The sequence below is a fragment of the Glutamicibacter sp. AOP38-B1-38 genome (genome assembly GCF_052377485.1).
In the GTDB taxonomy this organism is placed as follows: Bacteria; Actinomycetota; Actinomycetes; order Actinomycetales; family Micrococcaceae; genus Glutamicibacter.
In genome coordinates this window covers 1-17,918 of the sequence record NZ_JBQSWU010000015.1, presented here as the reverse complement: position 1 = coordinate 17,918, position 17,918 = coordinate 1, and the positions used below count along the sequence as shown (strand labels likewise).

Sequence of the window (17,918 nt, the reverse complement as noted above, 5' to 3'; positions counted from 1 at the left end):
GCTGCGAAATCCAGCGAAGATAATGGCGTGCGGGATTGGGCTCAAAGCGCAATTTCAATCTTATGCCCCTGAACAGATACGTCAATCCGGCCAGTCAACATACAGAAGGCAAATTCCATATGAACTTTTGGTGTCCAAGTAGGCAATTACCGCGTTCATGCCGGATCGCCCATTTGCGGGCATAGAAAATGTGCGCCAAACCATAGGTGGCTTGACGCACATTCACGCGGCTCGCTGCGCCGCAGGCAATGGTGGGAGGTTATTTAACCTGATCGATCACGGTGTCCGCGACCTGCCGCATGCTCAGCCGACGGTCCATCGAGGTCTTCTGGATCCAGCGGAATGCTTCCGGTTCGGTCAACCCCATCTTGGTGATGAGCAGGGATTTGGCCCGGTCTACGAGCTTTCGAGTCTCGAACTGCTCGGCTAGGTTGCTGACCTCGGACTCCAGCGCACGCAGTTCGTCGTTGCGCGAAATCGCGATTTCAATCGCTGGGGTCAGATCGGCCGGGGTGAAGGGCTTGACCACGTAGGCCATGGCGCCGGCTTCGCGCGCCCGCTCCACCAGTTCCTTTTGGCTGAAGGCGGTGAGCAGCACGACGGGGGCGATGCGCTCCTTGACGATCGATTCGGCGGCGGTAATGCCGTCCATCACCGGCATCTTGACATCCATCAGCACCAGATCCGGCTTCAGCTCACGCGCCTTCTCCAGCGCGCTCTGGCCGTTGTCGACCTCGGCCACCACGTCATAGCCTTCGGAGCGCAGGATCTCAACGATATCCAGGCGGATCAGCGTCTCATCTTCGGCTACGAGCACGCGTCGCGCCGCGGAGGGCGCTTCGGAAGGGATTTTGGTAATTTCTGGTAGCTCGCTCATAGGGCGCCTTCCTTAGTGGTCTGCGTACCTGCCTCGTTAGCCGGCAGAATTCAAGATGTATTTCGCGGCGAGCCGCGCTGCTCCCGTTTCGTATCTAAGCCTACTTGCATGTACTCTTATTAGGGCGATGACGCGAGGTTATCGATTAGGAAATCTACGAAACCTCTAGTAAACTCGTCAATGTGCTCGCCCAAGTGGCGGAATCGGTAGACGCGCCGCACTCAAAATGCGGTATCGAAAGATGTGTGGGTTCGAGTCCCACCTTGGGCACATCATGAATGTCGTCGGGGAAAGTGAGAGCTTTCTCCGGCGACATTTTTCGTTTAACTATTCACCCAACTGTGATGCATCTCGCAGCGAAGAAAAATAGGCTCCAAACGCGAATGAGCCTGCCCGCAGGGTCGATGACACGACCTTGCGGGCAGGCTCATTTTTGTTGGCTAAAAGCTACGGCTTAGAGATCCTTGGGCGTCGAAACGTTCGCAGGATCCCATGGCCCGACAACTTCGCGGGTCGGCATTGGCTTGCCGTCGACCAGCTGACCGGCATCGGCCAGGTCTCCGACCTTATGCACGCGCAGCGAATTGGTCGATCCTGCTTGGCCCGGAGGGGAACCGGCAGCGATGCAGACCAGATCATTGATCTGGGCCAGGCCTTCGCTGAGCAGCTGCTCATCGACCTGTGCGGTCATCTTGTCGGTGTGATCCGCATAGGCCACCAGGCGTGCCTGCACTCCCCACATCAAAGTCATGATGTTGTAGGTCTGCTGCAGCGGGGTGAAGGCCAGCACCGGGCGCTTCGGGCGCAGGCGGGAAAGACGTCGAGCGGAGTCACCGGACTGGGTGAAGGCGACGATGTATTTCGCGTCGAGCTGATCGGCGATCTCCACGGCGGCACGGGTAATCGCTCCGCCTCGGGTCTTCGGCTGCGAGCCGAGACGTGGAATGCGATCCAGGCCGTGCTGCTCGGTGGAGGAAATAATGCGCGACATGGTTTCCACGGTCTCCACCGGGTAGGCGCCCACCGAGGTCTCCCCCGAAAGCATCACCGCGTCGGCGCCGTCGAGCACCGCGTTGGCGCAGTCCGAAGCCTCGGCACGGGTTGGGGTCGGCGATTCGATCATCGATTCGAGCACCTGGGTGGCGACGATGACCGGCTTGGCCCAGCGGCGCGCGAGCTCCACCGCACGCTTCTGCACGACCGGAACCTCTTCCAGCGGCAATTCCACGCCCAGGTCGCCACGGGCAACCATGATCGCGTCGAAAGCGTTGATGATTTCTTCCAGCGCGGCGACTGCCTGAGGCTTTTCGATCTTGGCGATCACCGGCAGGCGGCGGCCTTCCTCGTCCATGATTTCGTGCACACGCTCGATATCGCTGGCATTGCGCACGAAGGACAACGCAATCATGTCGACGCCGGCACGAATGGCCCAGCGCAGATCGTCCTCGTCCTTTTCGCTCAGCGCAGGCACATTGACCGCAACGCCGGGCAGGTTGATGCCCTTGTTATTGGAGACCTCGCCCCCGACCACAACCTCGGAGCGCACCGCGGTGTCGGTGACCTCGATGGCTTTGAGCTTCACCTTGCCGTCGTTGATCAGCAGGAAGTCCCCGGGCTTCACATCGGTTGGCAAGCCCTTGAAGGTGGTCGAGCACAGGTTGCGCGTACCCTGGATGTCCTCGATGGTAATGGTGAATTCTTCGCCGACTTCCAAGATGTACTTGGCGTCGTCCTTAAAACGTCCCAGGCGGATCTTCGGTCCCTGCAGATCGGCGAAAATGCCGACCGCGCGCCCCACCTCGGTCGCCGCGTTGCGGACGTTTGCCAAGGATTGAGCATGCATGGAGTAGTCTCCATGGCTCATGTTCAGTCGGGCGACGTCTACGCCCGCTTGAAGTACCGCTACGGTGTTTTCATAGCTCGCTAGGGCCGGGCCCCATGTTGCCACAATTTTTGCGCGTCTCATACCGTCAGCCAAATGCCTTTCATGTTTGCATAGGCAAAATGCGGCGAACCCGTTTGGGTTCGCCGCATCAAAGCTTATGCCACTCAAATGATGCTGATGGCTCTATCTGTTGGAGCAACTGGTGCAGGAAGGTTCGTCGTTTCCATCAGGAACTTATCGACTCCGGCGGCGCAAGCGCGGCCTTCGGCGATAGCCCAGACGATCAGCGACTGCCCCCGACCGGCATCTCCGGCGGCGAACACCGATTCGGAGTTCGTCATGTAGTAGCCATCTCGGGCGACGTTGCCCCGGTTGTCGAATTCGATGCCGAGCTGCTCATCGAGCCCGGAAGGTTCCGGACCGGTGAAGCCTAGAGCCAGGAGAACCAGATCCGCTTTGATAACGCGTTCGGTTCCAGGCTTCGGCAGGCGCTTGCCAGCAACGAATTCTGTCTCTGCAACTGTAACACCGATCACCTTATTCTGCTCGGTTCCCGCGCCGGAAACGAAGTTCACGGTCGAGGCGAGATAGCTGCGTTCGCCACCCTCCTCATGCGAGGACTGCACCTCGAAGAGCAGCGGCATCGTCGGCCACGGCTGGGCGTCGGCGCGTTCGGTCGGCGGCTTCTGCCCGATGGCCAAGGTGGTCACCGAGGCGGCTCCCTGGCGCAGTGCGGTGCCGATGCAGTCCGATCCGGTGTCACCGCCGCCGAGCACGATCACGTGCTTGCCCTTCGCATCGATGCGCGCAGCGTCCAGCGTTCCGGCCACCACGCGGTTGTTCTCGGTGAGGAACTCCATGGCGTGGTGCACCCCATCCAGGTCGTGGCCTTCAATGGGAAGCTCACGCGGGATGGTGGCGCCGGTGGCGACAATCACCGCGTCATAATCGCGACGCAATTGATCCCAGCTGATCTCCTTGCCGATCTCGATGCCGGTGCGGAAGATCGTGCCCTCCTCACGCATCTGGGCCAGCCGCTGGTCAATGACCTGCTTCTCCAGCTTGAAGTCCGGGATGCCGAAGCGCAGCAGGCCGCCGATCTGCTCATCGCGCTCGTAGACCGCCACGGTGTGGCCCACCCGGGTCAGCTGCTGGGCGGCAGCCAGTCCGGCCGGGCCGGAACCGACGATGGCCACGCGCTTCTCGGTGTGGCGCGCCGGTGGCTGCGCGACGAAGTCCCCGGCGTCCATCAGGTGCTCGGCCAGCTCGGCCTCGACCTGCTTGATGGTGACCGCGGGCTGGTTGATGCTCAGCACGCACGCCGCCTCGCAGGGGGCCGGGCACAGCTTTCCGGTCAGTTCCGGGAAGTTGTTGGTGCTCAGCAGCCGGGCCGCGGCATCGTCCATCCGCCCGCGATAGGTCAGGTCGTTGAACTCCGGGATCAGGTTGCCCAGCGGGCAGCCCTGGTGGCAGAACGGGATGCCGCAGTCCATGCAGCGCGAGGCCTGCTGCTGCAGCGTGCCGGCCTGCTGGCGCTCAAGGACCTCCTTGTAGTCCATCAGGCGCACCGGCACCGGGCGCTTAGGTTGGGTGACGCGATCGGTCACCTTCAAAAATCCGCGTGGATCAGCCACGGGTCACCTCCAAAATCTTGTCCCATACCTGCGGCGAATCCGGATTCTCTCCGGCTGCTGCCGCTTCGGCACGAATATTTTCCACCGCTGCGAAGTCGCGCGGGATGATGCTGGTCAAGCGCTGACGCGTCTGCTCCCAATCCAGGATCAGGCGCTGCGCCTGCGGCGAGGCGGTCAGCGCGATGTGCTCGGTGAGCAGCGCGTGGATCGCCTGCGCCTCGGCCTCGTCGATTCCGCGGACCAGCAGATCGCCGGCCGCGGCGGCCAGCGGATTCAGGTTCCTCTCCTCGAAGTCCAGCACCCAGGCCATGCCGCCGGACATCCCGGCACCGAAGTTGCGTCCGGTAGCGCCGAGGATCAGCACCCGGCCGCCGGTCATGTACTCGCAGCCGTGCTCGCCGATGCCTTCGGTGACGATCGTGGCGCCCGAGTTGCGCACCGCGAACCGTTCCCCGACCATGCCGTTGATGAACATCTCGCCGCTGGTCGCGCCGTAGCCAACCACATTTCCGGCGATCACCTGGTCCTGCGGGCTGGACAGGGTGGTGCGCGGCGGGTGGATAGCGATCCGTCCACCCGAAAGCCCCTTGCCGACGTAGTCGTTCGCGTCGCCGGAAAGCCCGAGGGTGATGCCCGCGGGCAGGAAGGCGCCCAGAGACTGGCCCGCGCGCCCGGCCAGGTTCACCCGGATGGTGTCCGCGGCCAGTTCCTCGAGCCCGAAGGTCTTGGTCACGTGGTGGCCGAGCAGCGTGCCCACCGAACGGTCGGTGTTCACGATGTCCGCGTCGATCACCACCGGGATCCGGTCCGCCAGGGTCTGCGCGGCGGCGGCCAAGAGCCGCTGGTCCAGATGCTTGTCAAGACCGTGGTCCTGGCCGATCCGGCGGCGGCGTGCGGCCGGCTCCACGTCGGGCACGTGGGTGATCGCGCCCAGGGCCAGAGACTGGACCTTGTCGTGGGCGCCGGCCTGCGCGCCGCTGAGCAGCTCCACCCGGCCGATGACCTCCTCCAGGGTGCGCGCACCCAGGCTGGCGAGCAGTTCGCGGACCTCTTGCGCGATGAACTCGAAGAAGTTCACCACGAATTCTGCCTTCCCGCTGAAGCGTTCGCGCAGCGCGGGGTTCTGCGTGGCCACGCCCACCGGGCAGGTATCCAGGTGGCACACGCGCATCATGATGCAGCCCGAAACCACCAGCGGGGCGGTGGCGAAGCCGAATTCCTCGGCGCCGAGCAGGGCGCCGATGAGCACGTCGCGCCCGGTTTTCAGCTGGCCGTCCACCTGCACGGTGACGCGGTCGCGCAACCCGTTGAGGATCAGCGTCTGCTGCGCCTCGGCCAGGCCGAGCTCCCACGGGGTACCCGCATGCTTGAGGGAGTTCATGGGGCTCGCGCCGGTGCCACCGTCATGCCCGGAGATCAGCACGACGTCGGCCTTCGCCTTGGCCACACCGGCTGCGACGGTGCCGATGCCGGACTCGGAGACCAGCTTCACATGCACGCGGGCGGCCGGGTTGGAGCACTTCGCGTCGTGGATCAGCTGGGCCAGGTCCTCGATCGAGTAGATGTCGTGATGCGGCGGCGGGGAAATGAGTCCCACGCCCGGGGTGGAGTGCCGGGTCTTGGCGATCCACGGGTAGAGCTTCTGGCTCATCAGCTGGCCGCCCTCGCCGGGCTTCGCTCCCTGGGCCATCTTGATCTGGATGTCGTCCGCGTTGGTCAGGTACAGGCTGGTCACCCCGAAGCGGCCCGAGGCGATCTGCTTCACCGCGCTGCGGCGCACCGGATCGAGCAGCCGCTCGGGATCCTCGCCGCCCTCGCCGGTGTTGGATTTGCCGCCCAGCCGGTTCATCGCGATGGCCAGGGTCTCGTGCGCCTCGGCGGAGATCGAGCCGTAGCTCATCGCCCCGGTGGCGAAGCGCTTGACAATCGAGCTGACCGGCTCCACCTCGTCGATGGGGATCGGGGTGATGGACTCGGTGTTGAACTTCAGCAGCCCGCGCAGGGTTTTCAGCTCGGAGGCCTGGTCGTCGACGGCCTTGGTGTACTCCTTGAACACGTCGTAGCGGCGGGTCCGGGTGGAGTGCTGCAGGCGGAACACGGTCTGCGGGTCGAACAGGTGCGGCGGTCCTTCGCGGCGCCACTGGTATTCCCCGCCTACCTCCAGCTCGTTGGGCTGGCTCGCCCCGGAGTGCTCCGGATAGGCGCGGGAATGGCGGGCCGCGGCCTCGGCGGCGACAACGTCCAGCTCGATGCCCGAGAGCTTGGTGGTGGTTCCGGTGAAGTACTGGTCGACCACGCGCTGGGAGAGCCCCACGGCCTCGAAGGTCTGCGCCCCGCAGTAGGAGGACACCGTGGAGATGCCCATCTTGCTCATGATCTTCAGCACCCCCTTGCCCAGGGACTTGATCAGATTCGCGGCGGCGGCCTGCCCGGTGATGCCCGGCAGCGACCCTTCCTCGGCCAGCTGCTCGACGCTTTCCAGCGCGAGGTACGGGTTGATGGCGCTGGCGCCGTAGCCGATGAGCAGCGCGATGTGGTGGACCTCGCGGGCGTCGCCGGACTCGATGATCAGCGACACGCGGGTGCGGGTCGAGCTCTTGAGCAGGTGGTGGTGCACCGCGGAGGTCAGCAGCAGGGATGGGATCGGAGCCCAGGCCGCGGAGGAATCGCGGTCCGAGAGCACGATGTAGCGCACCCCGCGGTTCACCGCCGCGGAGACCTTTTCGCAGATTTCCTGCAGCCGGGCGCGCAGTTCGGACTCGCCGCCGGCCGGGCGGTAGAGCCCGCGGACCTTCAGCGAGTACTTGGCGCCCGACGCGTCGCGCAGGTTCACGATCTTCGCGACCTGGTCGTTGGTCAGCACCGGGTAGTCCAGATCGATCTGGGTCTGCGCCACGCGGTCCAGGGAGAGCAGGTTGCCGTCGGGTCCGATGGAGGTGCGCATCGAGGTGACCAGCTCCTCGCGGATCGCATCCAGCGGCGGGTTGGTGACCTGGGCGAAGGACTGCGTGAAGTAGTCGAAGAGCAGCCGCGGGCGCTGCGAGATCGCGGCGATCGGGCTGTCGGTGCCCATGGCGCCCAGCGGCTCGGCGCCGGTGGTGGCCATCGGGGCCAGCAGCATGCGCAGCTCCTCGGCGGTGTAGCCGAAGGTCAGCTGGCGCTGCAGCACGGAGGCCGAATTGTGGCGCACATGCTCCAGGTCCGGGAAGTCCTCCAGGGACTTGATATTCGTCCCGACCCATTCGCGCCACGGCTTCGCGGCGGCGACCTCGGCCTTGATCTCGGCGTCATCCACGATGCGTCCGGCATTCAGGTCCAGGGCGAACATCTTGCCCGGGGCCACGCGGCCCTTGGAGACGATATGCTCCTCGGCGATGTCGATGACGCCGACCTCGCTGGCGAGCACCACCAGGTCATCGTCGGTGACCCACCAGCGCGCCGGGCGCAGCCCGTTGCGGTCCAGCACCGCGCCGGCCAGCTGGCCGTCGGTGAAGCAGACCGCCGCCGGACCGTCCCACGGTTCGATGAGCATCGAGTGGTACTGGTAGAAGGCGCGCAGGTCGGCATCCATCTGGGTGTCGTTTTCCCAGGGCTGCGGGATCATCATCATGATCGCCTCGGTGACCTTGCGCCCCGAGAGCATCAGCATCTCCGCGACCTCGTCGAAGCTCGCGGAGTCCGAGGCGCCGGGGGTGCAGATCGGGAAGAGCTCCTCGGGCACCTCGCCGAGCAGCTCGGATTCCAGCGTCGACTGGCGGGCGCGCATCCAGTTGCGGTTGCCCTTGACGGTGTTGATTTCGCCGTTGTGCGCGATGGTGCGGAAGGGCTGGGCCAGCGGCCACGACGGGAAGGTGTTCGTGGAGAAGCGCGAGTGCACGATGGCGCAGCGGCTGGTGAAGCGCTCGTCGGACAGATCCGGGAAGAACGGCTCGAGCTGCGCGGTGGAAACCATGCCCTTGTAGACGATGGACTGCGCGGAGAAGGAGGCGAAGTAGACGCCGATCTTATTGTGCGCGCGGCGGCGGATGCGCCAGGCCGCCGCGTCCAGGGCCCGGGAGTCGAGCTCGCCGGAGGCCGCGCTGGAGGCGACGAAGAATTGGGTGATATGCGGCATGACCGCACGGGCGGAGGCGCCGAGCACTTCCGGATTCACCGGGACGGTGCGCCAGCCGAGCACGGTCAGCGACTCTTCGGCGGCGAGCTCTTCGAGTTCGGCCTTGGCGAACTCCAGCTCGTTCTGCGCCGCGGGGAGGAAGCCCATGCCGACCGCGTAGTGCCCGGGGGCGGGCAGCTCGAATTCGGTGACGGCGCGCAGGAAGGCATCGGGCAGGTGCAGCAGGATGCCCGCTCCGTCGCCGGTCCCCTCGTCGGCGCCGATGGCCCCGCGGTGTTCCAGGCGGCGCAGCGCGGTCAGCGCGTGGCTGACGATCTCATGAGTTGGGTGGTTCTTCAGCGATGCAATCATCGCCAGTCCGCAGGCATCCTTTTCGGCGCTCGGGTCGTATAGACCCTGCGCCGGCGGAATTGCCGCGAATCGGGTATAGGGCGAGGGGGCGGCCTCGCCAAATCCGGGCGAGGCGTTCAACTGGACTCCGGTCATGCTCATGAGCGTGCCTTTCGTGGTTCATGCGGCGGAAAAAGGCGAACCGGGTCCCACCTTGGGGATTCTCGAAGGTGCGTCAGCCACCGGTCGCCTTAACCTCGTGGCCAGCTGCGCCGCCGGCGGGGTATGGCCGAGCGGGTGCGCTGCTTCGAAGGTTGAAGGATCCACCGCGTTGTGGTTCCTGCGCCTCGCCCGGGTCATGGGGTGTGGACTCCCGGAGAGGTGCGTAGATTCACCTTACGCCCCCTATGTTTCCCGCTTTCGCGCGGTTTTGTTTCGAAAATGTTAAAACGGTCACGCGCAGCGCCAGCTAAAAAGCAGGTTTATTCGCGGCGGCGCTGGCCGTTTCCATGGTTTCGTCCGGGGTTGTGCCGATTCTAAATGTTTCGCGCAGATTGCGTACCGCCCGCCCAAGGGGCAAAAAAGTCCTGCGTTAACGCCGAAACGGGGACCGAAAAAACACGCGCTGGTGTTCTTCGATCCCCGTTTCAGGTGCGGATGCAGCTCCGCGATCAGCCCGGCGGGTGCTCGTCGTCCTTCGTGATCTGCTGCTCTGAGTTGCTCTGCGACGTGCCGTTCGACGGAGCGTCGGTGCCCGCCGCCGCGGCGCGGGCCGCCGGCTCGCGCCCGGGCAGGAAGAGCGAATCCTTGCCTTCGGGGCGCAGCTTCGCCAGCACGTAGGCCAGCGCCAGGGAGCCGAAGACGACAAGGGCGATGGCCAGCCACTGGTGGATGCGCAGGGACAGCGGGCCGATGCTGATGATCTCCGCCGCGTCCAGGCGCAGCGACTCGGTGAAGGTCCGTCCGATGCCGTACCAAATCACATAGCAGCAGAACAACGCTGTGCGGCGCAGCGCGAACTTCTTATCCAAGGCCAGCAGCACCACCACGCCCAGCAGGTTCCACAGCGACTCATAGAGGAAGGTCGGGTGGAAGAGCGTCTCGGCGGGCAGCGAGGCTGGGAAATTGTAGTGCTCCGGGTCGATCTCAAGTCCCCAGGGCAGGGTGGTCGGCGCGCCGAAGAGCTCCTGGTTGAACCAGTTGCCCCAGCGGCCCACGGCTTGGGCCAGCAGCACGCCGGGGGCGACGGCGTCGATGAAGGCCGAGAGCCGCACCCCGGTCCGCCGGCAGCCGATCCAGGCGCCGACGATGCCCAGCGAGACCGCACCCATAATGCCCAGTCCGCCCAGCCACAGCTGCGGGATCTCGGCGAAGTGCGATTGCTGCCCGCCGAGCCCGAAGTAGTACATCGGGTCGGTGATCAGCACATGGTAGAGCCGGCCGCCGACGATGCCGAAAGGGATCGCCCAGATGACGATGTCCCAGAGCATGTCCGAGTCGCCGCCACGGGCACGCATGCGCCGCCCGGTGAGCCACAGCGCCAGTACGATGCCCAGCAAAATGCACAGCGCGTAGGCGTGGATGGTCAGCGGGCCCAGGGAGAGCTTGGAAAATTCCTCGGGCGGAGACGGGATGGAGACCGGGAGCATGCCTAGGCCCGTCCGCTCAGCTCCGCGGCGAGGCGGCCCACGGCGGGCACTCCCCCGTCACGCAGCGCGGCGACCAGCGCGGTGCCCACGATGACCCCGTCGGCGTAGCCGCCGATCTCGGTGACGTGTTCGCGGCGCGAAACGCCGAGTCCGACGCAGGCGTTCGCGGCGCCGGCGGCATGGGCGGCGTCCACCACTGCCTGCGCGGCGGAGGAAACCTCGCTGCGCGCACCGGTGACACCCATCAGCGAAACGCAGTAGACGAACCCGGAGGAGGCCGCGACGGTTTGCTTCACGCGCGCCTCGGTGGAGCTCGGTGCGATCAGGAACACCCGTTCCAGGTCGTACTTCTCGCTTGCGGCCTGCCATTCGGCGGCCTCATCGGGCACCAGGTCCGGGGTGATCAGCCCGGCCCCGCCGGCCTCGGCGAAGCGCCGGGCGAACTCGTCCACGCCCAGGCGCAGCACCGGGTTCCAGTAGGTCATCACCATCACCGCGGCGTCGGTGCGTTCGGTGATTCCGCGCACGATGTCGAAGATCTGCGCGACGCGGAAGCCATTGGCCAGCGCGTGGTTGGTCGCTTCCTGGATGACCAGCCCGTCCATCACCGGGTCCGAGTAGGGGATGCCCATCTCGATGACATCCACCCCGTTTTCGGCCAGCGCGACGGCCGCCTCGATGCTGGTTTCCACGTCCGGGAAGCCCGCGGGCAGGTAGCCGATCAGCGCCGGGCGGCCTTCGGCACGCGCCGCGGCGATCTTTTCTGCACTAGTGACACGCGACATTTACTTGCCCTCCGGGGTGTTCTCGGCGGCCTCGGAATCGAGCATGCCGAACCATTGCGCGGCGGTGGACACGTCTTTGTCCCCACGGCCGGACAGGTTTGCGATGATGATGGTTTCCTCGGGGACCGCGCCCGCTGCGAGCTTGCGCGCAGCCAGGCGGATGGTTCCGGCCAGCGCGTGCGCGGATTCGATCGCCGGCAGGATGCCCTCGGTGCGGCACAGGATCTTGAACGCATCCATGGCCTCGGTGTCGGTGACCGGTTCGTAGCGCACGCGGCCGATGTCGGCCAGGTAGGCGTGCTCCGGGCCGACGCCCGGGTAGTCCAGGCCCGCGGAGATCGAGTGCGACTCGATGGTCTGCCCATCGTCGTCCTGCATCAGGTAGCTCTTCGCCCCGTGCAGCACCCCGGGCTTGCCCAGCGTGATGGTCGCCGCGTGGCGGTCGGTGTCCACGCCGTCGCCGCCGGCCTCGAAACCGTAGAGCTCCACCTCCTTGTCGTCCAGGAAGCCGTGGAAGATGCCGATGGCGTTCGATCCGCCGCCGATGCACGCGGTGACCGCATCGGGCAGGCGCCCGGCCTGCGCGATGATCTGCTCGCGGGCTTCCTCGCCGATGACCTCATGGAAGTAGCGCACCATGGCAGGGAACGGTGCGCCGCCGGCGGCGGTGCCCAGCAGGTAGTGCGTATTGCCCACGTTGGCGACCCAGTCGCGCAGCGCCTCGTTGATCGCGTCCTTCAGGGTCTGGGAGCCGACGGTCACCGGGATCACCGTGGCGCCGAGCAGCTGCATGCGCGCGACGTTCAGCGCCTGCCGGCGGGTGTCTTCGGCGCCCATGTAGACTACGCATTCCAGGCCCATCAGGGCCGCGGCGGTGGCCGAGGCGACGCCGTGCTGGCCGGCTCCGGTCTCCGCGATGATGCGGGTCTTGCCCATGCGCTTGGCCAGCAGCGCCTGGCCGAGCACGTTGTTGATCTTGTGGCTGCCGGTGTGGTTCAGGTCCTCGCGCTTGAGGAACACGCGCACCCCGCCGCAGGCTTCGGTGGAGAAGCGCTTCGCCTCGGTCAGCAGCGAGGGGCGGCCCGAGTAGCTGCGGTTCAGCTCCTTGACCTCTTCGATGAACGCCGGGTCGGCCTTGGCCGCCTCGAAAGTCTCGTTCAGCTCGTCCATGGCCGCCATAAGCGATTCGGGCATCCAGCGTCCACCGTACTGCCCAAAGTACGGTCCGCTGGCATGTTTCAGCGAGTCATCCGATGCGTTCATCGATTCCCTCTTCTCTTGAATTTTTTAGCGGTGCCCGGCCAGGAAGCAGACCCTGGCCGGGCACCGAAGATCTGGGTCCGGTTCGCCTAGCGCGCCGGCTTGGCTGCGGTACCCGCCGCGATGAACTCCGCGACGGTGGCTTGCGGGTCGGCGTGCTTGACCAGCGCCTCTCCGACGAGGATCGCGTCCGCCCCGGCCGCAGCGTAGATTTCCACCTGTTCGGCCGATTCGACACCCGACTCGGCAATGAGCACCGCGTCGCTTGGCAGCAACGGGGCCAACGCGCCGAAGGTGTCCACGTCCACCTCGAGGGTCTTCAGGTTGCGCACGTTCACTCCGATGATCTTCGCCCCGGCCTTCACGGCCCGCGCGATTTCTTCCTCGGTGTGCGTCTCCACCAGTGCGTTCATTCCCAGCTTGTGGGTTAATTCTAGGAAACCGGAGAGCGTTTGATCATCCAGCGCCGCAACAATGAGCAACACGAGGTCCGCGCCGTGCGCCCGGGCCTCGTAGATCTGGTACTCGTCGACGGTGAAATCCTTGCGCAGCAGCGGGATCGAGACCGCCTCGCGGACCGCGTCCAAATCGGCCAGCGAACCGCCGAAGCGCCGCTGTTCGGTGAGCACGGAGATCACCGAGGCGCCGCCGGCGGCGTACTCAGCGGCGAGCACCGCAGGTTCGGGGATCTGCGCCAGCGCGCCCTTGGACGGGGACTTGCGCTTCACCTCGGAGATCACCCGCAGCGTGGTGTCGCGCGCGGCGGAACCGGCCTGGCCGCCGAGGGCCGCGAAGCCATCGCGAGCCTCCGGCATGGCGGCCGCGGCGGCCTTGACCTGCGCGAGGCTGGTGATGGCGCGACGGGCGCCCAGGTCTTCCCGGACGCCCGCGATGATGTCATCAAGAACAGTCAATTTAGTGTGCTGCTCCGCTGCGCGAACCGCCCACGCCGAAGCCGGCCTTCTTCATGATCCAGCCGACGATCAGGCCGAGCACCATAATGCCCGCGCCCGCGTAGACGATGGCCGCGTTGTGGAACGCGAAGGCGACGCCGCCGACGATCGAACCGACGATCATGGTGCCGACGCAGGCCCAGGCTGCGATCGAGTTGCCGTGGCCGATTTCTTCGTTGTAGACCGGGTCGATCTCGGTGTTCTGCGACATTGCTGGATGTCTCCCTTTTGCTCTTCAGGTTGCGCGCCGCCCCGGCGGACCGGTCGGCGCGATGGACTTCGCTTACTATTCTGCCACTTGGACTTGATGATGGCCTATTCCACGGCGCTTCGTTGCGTCCCGGTGGGCCGAATCACCTATTGCTGGCCGCTGGTGGGATCCTCACCCTTGGAGAGCTGCTCCCAGTCGGAGATCCCGCGCGATTGCGCGTCCTTGGCCGCGGGGGCCACGGAGACCTCCCGGTCGTACTTCGAGTTCTTCTTCCACCCGCCGCAATAGATCAGCACCAAAATTCCCTGCAGCACGATGATCGCCCCGGCCACCACGGTCAGCGAAGGCCAGAGCGAAACGGTGTACTGCCCGGCGCCGCTGGTCAGCCCGGTGGCCTCGGCCACCGCGCCGGCGGCCGCCGCCTGCGGGTTGGTGACCGCATTGACTCCGGCGGCGATCACCGCGATGCCGGCCAGGAGGGTGATCAGCCCGATCAGGTAGCGGGCGATCTTCCCGGCGATCAGCAGCGCAAGCGCCCCGGCGAGCACCGCCACGCAGAGCGCGGTGACCGAGGCGGCGGCGGTGGACCCGTCGACGATGATCTCCGGGACCTGCACGGTGCCGGATTCGACCTGGACCACCACCCAGGTGCGGGTGGCAGTCCACAGCCCGGCCAGGGCCCCGAGGATGCCGAGCAGTGCGGTATTGCGGGCGGTGAGATGTTTTTTCACTTGGTTCCACCAGTTTCGGTATTGGCTGGGCGCATCGAGCCGGCGGCCCACACCGCGCGCAGCGGGGCGGCGGCCTTGTTGACGGTTTCCAGGGCTTCGTCGGCGAAATTCGAATCGTTCACGATGCCGCCGCCAGCCTGGACGTAGGCGCGGTGATCCTTGAGCAGCGCGGAGCGGATCGCGATGGCCATGTCCATGTCCCCGGCGAAGTCCAGGTAGCCCACCACGCCGCCGTACACCCCGCGGCGGTAGGGCTCGTACTCATCGAGCAGCTGCAGCGCCCGGGGTTTGGGCGCCCCGGAGAGCGTGCCGGCCGGGAAGGTGGAGGCGAGCACATCGTAGGCGTCGACGTCCTCCCGGGCCTTGCCGACCACGTTGGAGACCAGGTGCATGATGTGGCTGAAGCGCTCCACCTCCATGAACTGGGTGACCTCCACGGTGCCGGCTTGGCACACGCGGGAGAGGTCGTTGCGCGAGAGGTCCACCAGCATCAGGTGCTCGGCGCGTTCCTTCTCGTCGGCCAGCAGCGACTTCTCGTGCAGCTGGTCTTCCTCGTAGTTCGCCCCGCGCGGGCGGGAGCCGGCGATCGGGTGGGTGACCACATGCGAATCGTTGACCGTGACCAGCGCCTCCGGGGAGGAGCCGACGATCTGGAAGGGTTCGCCGTCCTCGTTCTCGAAGTTGAACAGGTACATGTAGGGGCTCGGGTTGGTCGCGCGCAGCACCCGGTAGACGTCCAGCGCATCCGCCTTGGTCTCCAGCTCGAAGCGGCGCGAAACGACGATCTGGAAGACCTCGCCGTCGACGATGGCCACCTTCGCCTTCGCCAGCGCCTCCAAATACTCGTTTTCGGCCCAGGAATGGCTGACCGCTTCCATCAGCGTCTCGCGCGGCACGTCGGTGCCCTGCAGGGTGATGGCCGTCGAGTCCAGCGGGGTGCCGAGCTGGTCGAGCATCTTCTGCAGGCGTTCCACCGCGGCATCGTAGGCCGCCTCGGCGTGCTCCTCGCGGCCATCGAAGTTGATCGCATTGGCGATCAGCGTCACGGTGCCCTCGGTGGCGTCATGCGCGGCCATGTCGGCGACCAGGTTCATGCTCAGTTCGGGGATGTTCAGGTCATCAACCGGCGGATTGGGCAGGCGCTCCCAGTGGCGCACGCACTCCCAGCCGATGAAGCCGACCATGCCCCCGGTGAGCGGCGGCATGCCCGGGACCGGTTCGGTATGCAGCGCGCGCACGGTGTCGCGCAAGACGTCCACGCTCACCCCGCCGGTGGGCAGCCCCTCGGGCACATGGCCCTGCCAGTAGGCCTCTCCCCCGCGGGTGCTCAGCGTCGCGGGCGAGTTCACCCCCACGAACGAGTACCGGCTCCACACCCCGCCGGGGGCGGCGGACTCCATCAGGAAGGTGCCGGGACGTCCGCCGGCCAGCGAACTGTACAAGCCGATCGGGGTCAGCGAATCGGCCAGCACCGAGATGGTGACCGGAATGACGCGGCGGTTGGGTGCCATGGCCAAAAAGGCCTCGCGGGACGGGGAAATCTTGCCTAGGGTTTTCATTCAGCTTCTTTTCAAACGCGTAAACTTTGCGGACGCCCGATGCTTGCCGGGGCGCTCGTGGGCTGCGAGCCCGGACTATTCGGGACGGTGGCCGACGGTGGCGGGCAGCTGGCGGTCGGTAAAGCAGGACTCGGTGCCGGTATGGCAGGCGGCTCCCACCTGGTCGACCATCAGCAGCAGCGCGTCGCCGTCGCAGTCCAGGGCGGCGGACTTCAGGTACTGCCCATGCCCCGAGGTATCTCCCTTGCGCCAGTATTCCTGGCGGGAGCGCGAGTAGAAGGTGACTCGCCCGGTGGACAGCGTGCGGCGCAGCGCCTCGTCGTCCATCCAGCCGAGCATGAGCACCAGTCCGGTGTCATGCTGCTGCACGATCGCGGCGAATAACCCGTTCGCATCGCGCTTCAAGCGCTGCGCGATCTGCGGGTCGAGATTTTCTGATTCGGGGCTCGGATTCGAGCCGCTCTGAGAAGTAGACATCCCCTTTAGCATACTGGGTATCCCGCCTTCATCTCCCGAGCGTGACGCACCGCTTAGAGCCAATCGCAACCGCTTGGCGACACCCGCAGATGATTGCACCCATCAATCGCCGACCCGTGCTAGTTTCAGAGGTGATGCACCTAGTACAAGCTTCCAGATTGGCGTTGGCCGAGACCCTGCTAGCAGCGGGCCCCACCGCCGACACTCTGTGCGCCGGTTGGCAGACCCGCCACCTCGCCGCGCACTTGGTCCTCCGCGAAAATTCTCTGCTCAGTGCCGGTGTCGTGCTGAAGCCGCTCGCTTCGAAACTCGATGTGCGTCTGCAAGAGCTCGCCGAGGACGCGCAAACCCCCGAACGGTATGCGGCACTGGTGCGCCGTTTCCGTGCCGGACCCAAGGGCTACTCCCCTTTTTCCTTCGAAAAGCTGGACAAAGCGCTGAACCTGAACGAGTTCTTCATCCACACCGAAGACGTGCGCCGCGCGCGCACCCAGTGGGCGCCCCGGGTACTGGACAAGGAGTACACGGAGCTGCTGTGGCAATCGCTGATCAAGACCTCGCGCCTGTTCTTCCGCAAGGCCCCCGTAGGCATCATCCTGTGCCGTCCGGATGGGCAACGCCATGTGGCGAAGAAGGCTCCAAACGCCGTCTCCATCAATGGCCCGGTCACCGAGCTGATGATGTACGCCTCCGGACGCACCGATGAAGCCCTGGTCACCTTCGAAGCCGGTCAAAGCGCGCTGCAGATTATCCGCGGCTACCACCCTTCGATCTAGCGCTCGGCACCACTCTGGGCTCAGCCTGACGGCCTCGGGTTATCCACACATTTCGCGCATACCCCTCCCAATAACGGCGCGAGGGGTCTAGGATATCGCTCAAACGCGATCCTCGACATGCTCGGAGAGTTCACATGAACACTCGGAAAATTGCAGTGGCACAATCTGTCGTTTTGGCTTGTGCATTGACGGTTACGGCCTGCGCGGGTGGCGCCTCCCCGCCGGACCCCTCAGAGTCATCTAGCCCGGTGGTGCAAGAATCGAAAACCACCACGCCAAGCCCGTCCCCGGCGAAGCCGGAATACGAGCCGGCAACCGCAAAAGGGCCCGCGAAAAATGTTCCGAAGCCGCAGATGCCAGAGCTGGCCAAAAAGCAAAATGAAGAAGGCGCCATTGCCTTCGTCAAGTACTACTTCGACTTAGTTAATTATTCTCTCGAAACTCATACTGTCGACGACATAACCAAAATAACGATGCGTAGCTGCAAGGTCTGTGGCGACAACCTAATCGATCCAGTTAGTAGTCGAGCAAAGCTCAAGTACTGGCAGGTCGGCGGTCAGTACGATGCAGATGTTGAAAGCGTCAAGAAAACGAGCAGTACCGAAGCCATCCTGTCTTTTTCAGCAACAGCCGAGAAGACAGAGATTTATTCAGCACCCAGCGAGCTTGTCGCGCGT

14 protein-coding genes and 1 tRNA gene are annotated in these 17,918 nt (G+C 65.3%); 3 read left to right on the top strand and 12 right to left on the bottom strand.

Annotated elements, in window-relative coordinates; genetic code table 11:
• Positions 1-259: 259 nt before the first annotated feature.
• Positions 260-877: an ANTAR domain-containing response regulator gene (locus ACT3TP_RS10315; protein ID WP_096285230.1), complete on the bottom strand. Its 618-nt coding sequence runs from the start codon at positions 875-877 to the stop codon at positions 260-262.
• A gap of 188 nt (positions 878-1,065) precedes the next feature.
• Here ACT3TP_RS10315 and ACT3TP_RS10310 point away from each other — a divergent pair.
• Positions 1,066-1,147: transfer RNA gene (locus ACT3TP_RS10310), tRNA-Leu, on the top strand.
• A gap of 184 nt (positions 1,148-1,331) precedes the next feature.
• Here the strand turns inward: ACT3TP_RS10310 and pyk are convergent.
• The 11 genes from pyk to hisI form a co-directional block, all read right to left on the bottom strand.
• Positions 1,332-2,843: a pyruvate kinase gene (gene pyk, locus ACT3TP_RS10305; protein ID WP_096285232.1), complete on the bottom strand. Its 1,512-nt coding sequence runs from the start codon at positions 2,841-2,843 to the stop codon at positions 1,332-1,334.
• Positions 2,844-2,926: 83 nt separating this feature from the next.
• On the bottom strand, positions 2,927-4,396 hold the full coding sequence (locus tag ACT3TP_RS10300; RefSeq protein ID WP_444620545.1) for a glutamate synthase subunit beta: 1,470 nt from the start codon (positions 4,394-4,396) through the stop codon (positions 2,927-2,929).
• Positions 4,389-9,002 carry a glutamate synthase large subunit gene (gene gltB / locus ACT3TP_RS10295; protein WP_444620544.1) on the bottom strand — a complete coding sequence of 1,538 codons (4,614 nt, stop codon included), beginning with the start codon at positions 9,000-9,002 and terminating at the stop codon, positions 4,389-4,391. Before gltB ends, ACT3TP_RS10300 begins: the two co-directional genes overlap by 8 nt.
• A gap of 509 nt (positions 9,003-9,511) precedes the next feature.
• Entirely contained in the window at positions 9,512-10,489 is a 978-nt protein-coding gene (gene lgt, locus ACT3TP_RS10290; RefSeq protein ID WP_444620543.1) for a prolipoprotein diacylglyceryl transferase, read from the bottom strand.
• A 2-nt stretch (positions 10,490-10,491) separates the two neighbouring features.
• Positions 10,492-11,274: a tryptophan synthase subunit alpha gene (gene trpA / locus ACT3TP_RS10285; RefSeq protein WP_096285238.1), complete on the bottom strand. Its 783-nt coding sequence runs from the start codon at positions 11,272-11,274 to the stop codon at positions 10,492-10,494.
• The gene (gene trpB, locus ACT3TP_RS10280; protein ID WP_096285240.1) at positions 11,275-12,537 is read right to left on the bottom strand and encodes a tryptophan synthase subunit beta; all 1,263 of its coding nucleotides are present in this window, start codon (positions 12,535-12,537) and stop codon (positions 11,275-11,277) included.
• A gap of 86 nt (positions 12,538-12,623) precedes the next feature.
• Positions 12,624-13,448 carry an indole-3-glycerol phosphate synthase TrpC gene (gene trpC / locus ACT3TP_RS10275; protein ID WP_444620542.1) on the bottom strand — a complete coding sequence of 275 codons (825 nt, stop codon included), beginning with the start codon at positions 13,446-13,448 and terminating at the stop codon, positions 12,624-12,626.
• Between the two features lies 1 nt (position 13,449).
• Positions 13,450-13,698, bottom strand: coding sequence for an HGxxPAAW family protein (locus ACT3TP_RS10270; protein ID WP_096285244.1), 249 nt, complete (start codon positions 13,696-13,698; stop codon positions 13,450-13,452).
• A gap of 146 nt (positions 13,699-13,844) precedes the next feature.
• Positions 13,845-14,429: a Trp biosynthesis-associated membrane protein gene (locus tag ACT3TP_RS10265; RefSeq protein WP_176484134.1), complete on the bottom strand. Its 585-nt coding sequence runs from the start codon at positions 14,427-14,429 to the stop codon at positions 13,845-13,847.
• The gene (locus tag ACT3TP_RS10260; RefSeq protein ID WP_444620541.1) at positions 14,426-15,988 is read right to left on the bottom strand and encodes an anthranilate synthase component I; all 1,563 of its coding nucleotides are present in this window, start codon (positions 15,986-15,988) and stop codon (positions 14,426-14,428) included. Before ACT3TP_RS10260 ends, ACT3TP_RS10265 begins: the two co-directional genes overlap by 4 nt.
• Before the next feature lie 75 nt (positions 15,989-16,063).
• Positions 16,064-16,465 carry a phosphoribosyl-AMP cyclohydrolase gene (gene hisI, locus ACT3TP_RS10255; RefSeq protein WP_444615323.1) on the bottom strand — a complete coding sequence of 134 codons (402 nt, stop codon included), beginning with the start codon at positions 16,463-16,465 and terminating at the stop codon, positions 16,064-16,066.
• A gap of 134 nt (positions 16,466-16,599) precedes the next feature.
• Here hisI and ACT3TP_RS10250 point away from each other — a divergent pair, with 134 nt between their 5' ends.
• Together ACT3TP_RS10250 and ACT3TP_RS10245 are read left to right on the top strand one after the other, a co-directional pair.
• Entirely contained in the window at positions 16,600-17,241 is a 642-nt protein-coding gene (locus ACT3TP_RS10250) for a TIGR03085 family metal-binding protein (RefSeq protein ID WP_444620540.1), read from the top strand.
• Positions 17,242-17,375: 134 nt separating this feature from the next.
• The coding region (locus ACT3TP_RS10245) for a DUF6318 family protein (RefSeq protein WP_444620539.1) at positions 17,376-17,918 on the top strand (543 nt) is incomplete at its 3' end.

Coding starts and splice junctions, on each gene's coding strand:
- ACT3TP_RS10315 (WP_096285230.1), bottom strand. CDS start 877: ATGAGCGAGCTACCAGAAATTACCAAAATCCCTTCCGAAGCGCCCTCC.
- pyk (WP_096285232.1), bottom strand. CDS start 2,843: ATGAGACGCGCAAAAATTGTGGCAACATGGGGCCCGGCCCTAGCGAGC.
- gltB (WP_444620544.1), bottom strand. CDS start 9,002: ATGAGCATGACCGGAGTCCAGTTGAACGCCTCGCCCGGATTTGGCGAG.
- lgt (WP_444620543.1), bottom strand. CDS start 10,489: ATGCTCCCGGTCTCCATCCCGTCTCCGCCCGAGGAATTTTCCAAGCTC.
- trpA (WP_096285238.1), bottom strand. CDS start 11,274: ATGTCGCGTGTCACTAGTGCAGAAAAGATCGCCGCGGCGCGTGCCGAA.
- trpB (WP_096285240.1), bottom strand. CDS start 12,537: ATGAACGCATCGGATGACTCGCTGAAACATGCCAGCGGACCGTACTTT.
- ACT3TP_RS10270 (WP_096285244.1), bottom strand. CDS start 13,698: ATGTCGCAGAACACCGAGATCGACCCGGTCTACAACGAAGAAATCGGC.
- ACT3TP_RS10260 (WP_444620541.1), bottom strand. CDS start 15,988: ATGAAAACCCTAGGCAAGATTTCCCCGTCCCGCGAGGCCTTTTTGGCC.
- hisI (WP_444615323.1), bottom strand. CDS start 16,465: ATGTCTACTTCTCAGAGCGGCTCGAATCCGAGCCCCGAATCAGAAAAT.
- ACT3TP_RS10250 (WP_444620540.1), top strand. CDS start 16,600: ATGCACCTAGTACAAGCTTCCAGATTGGCGTTGGCCGAGACCCTGCTA.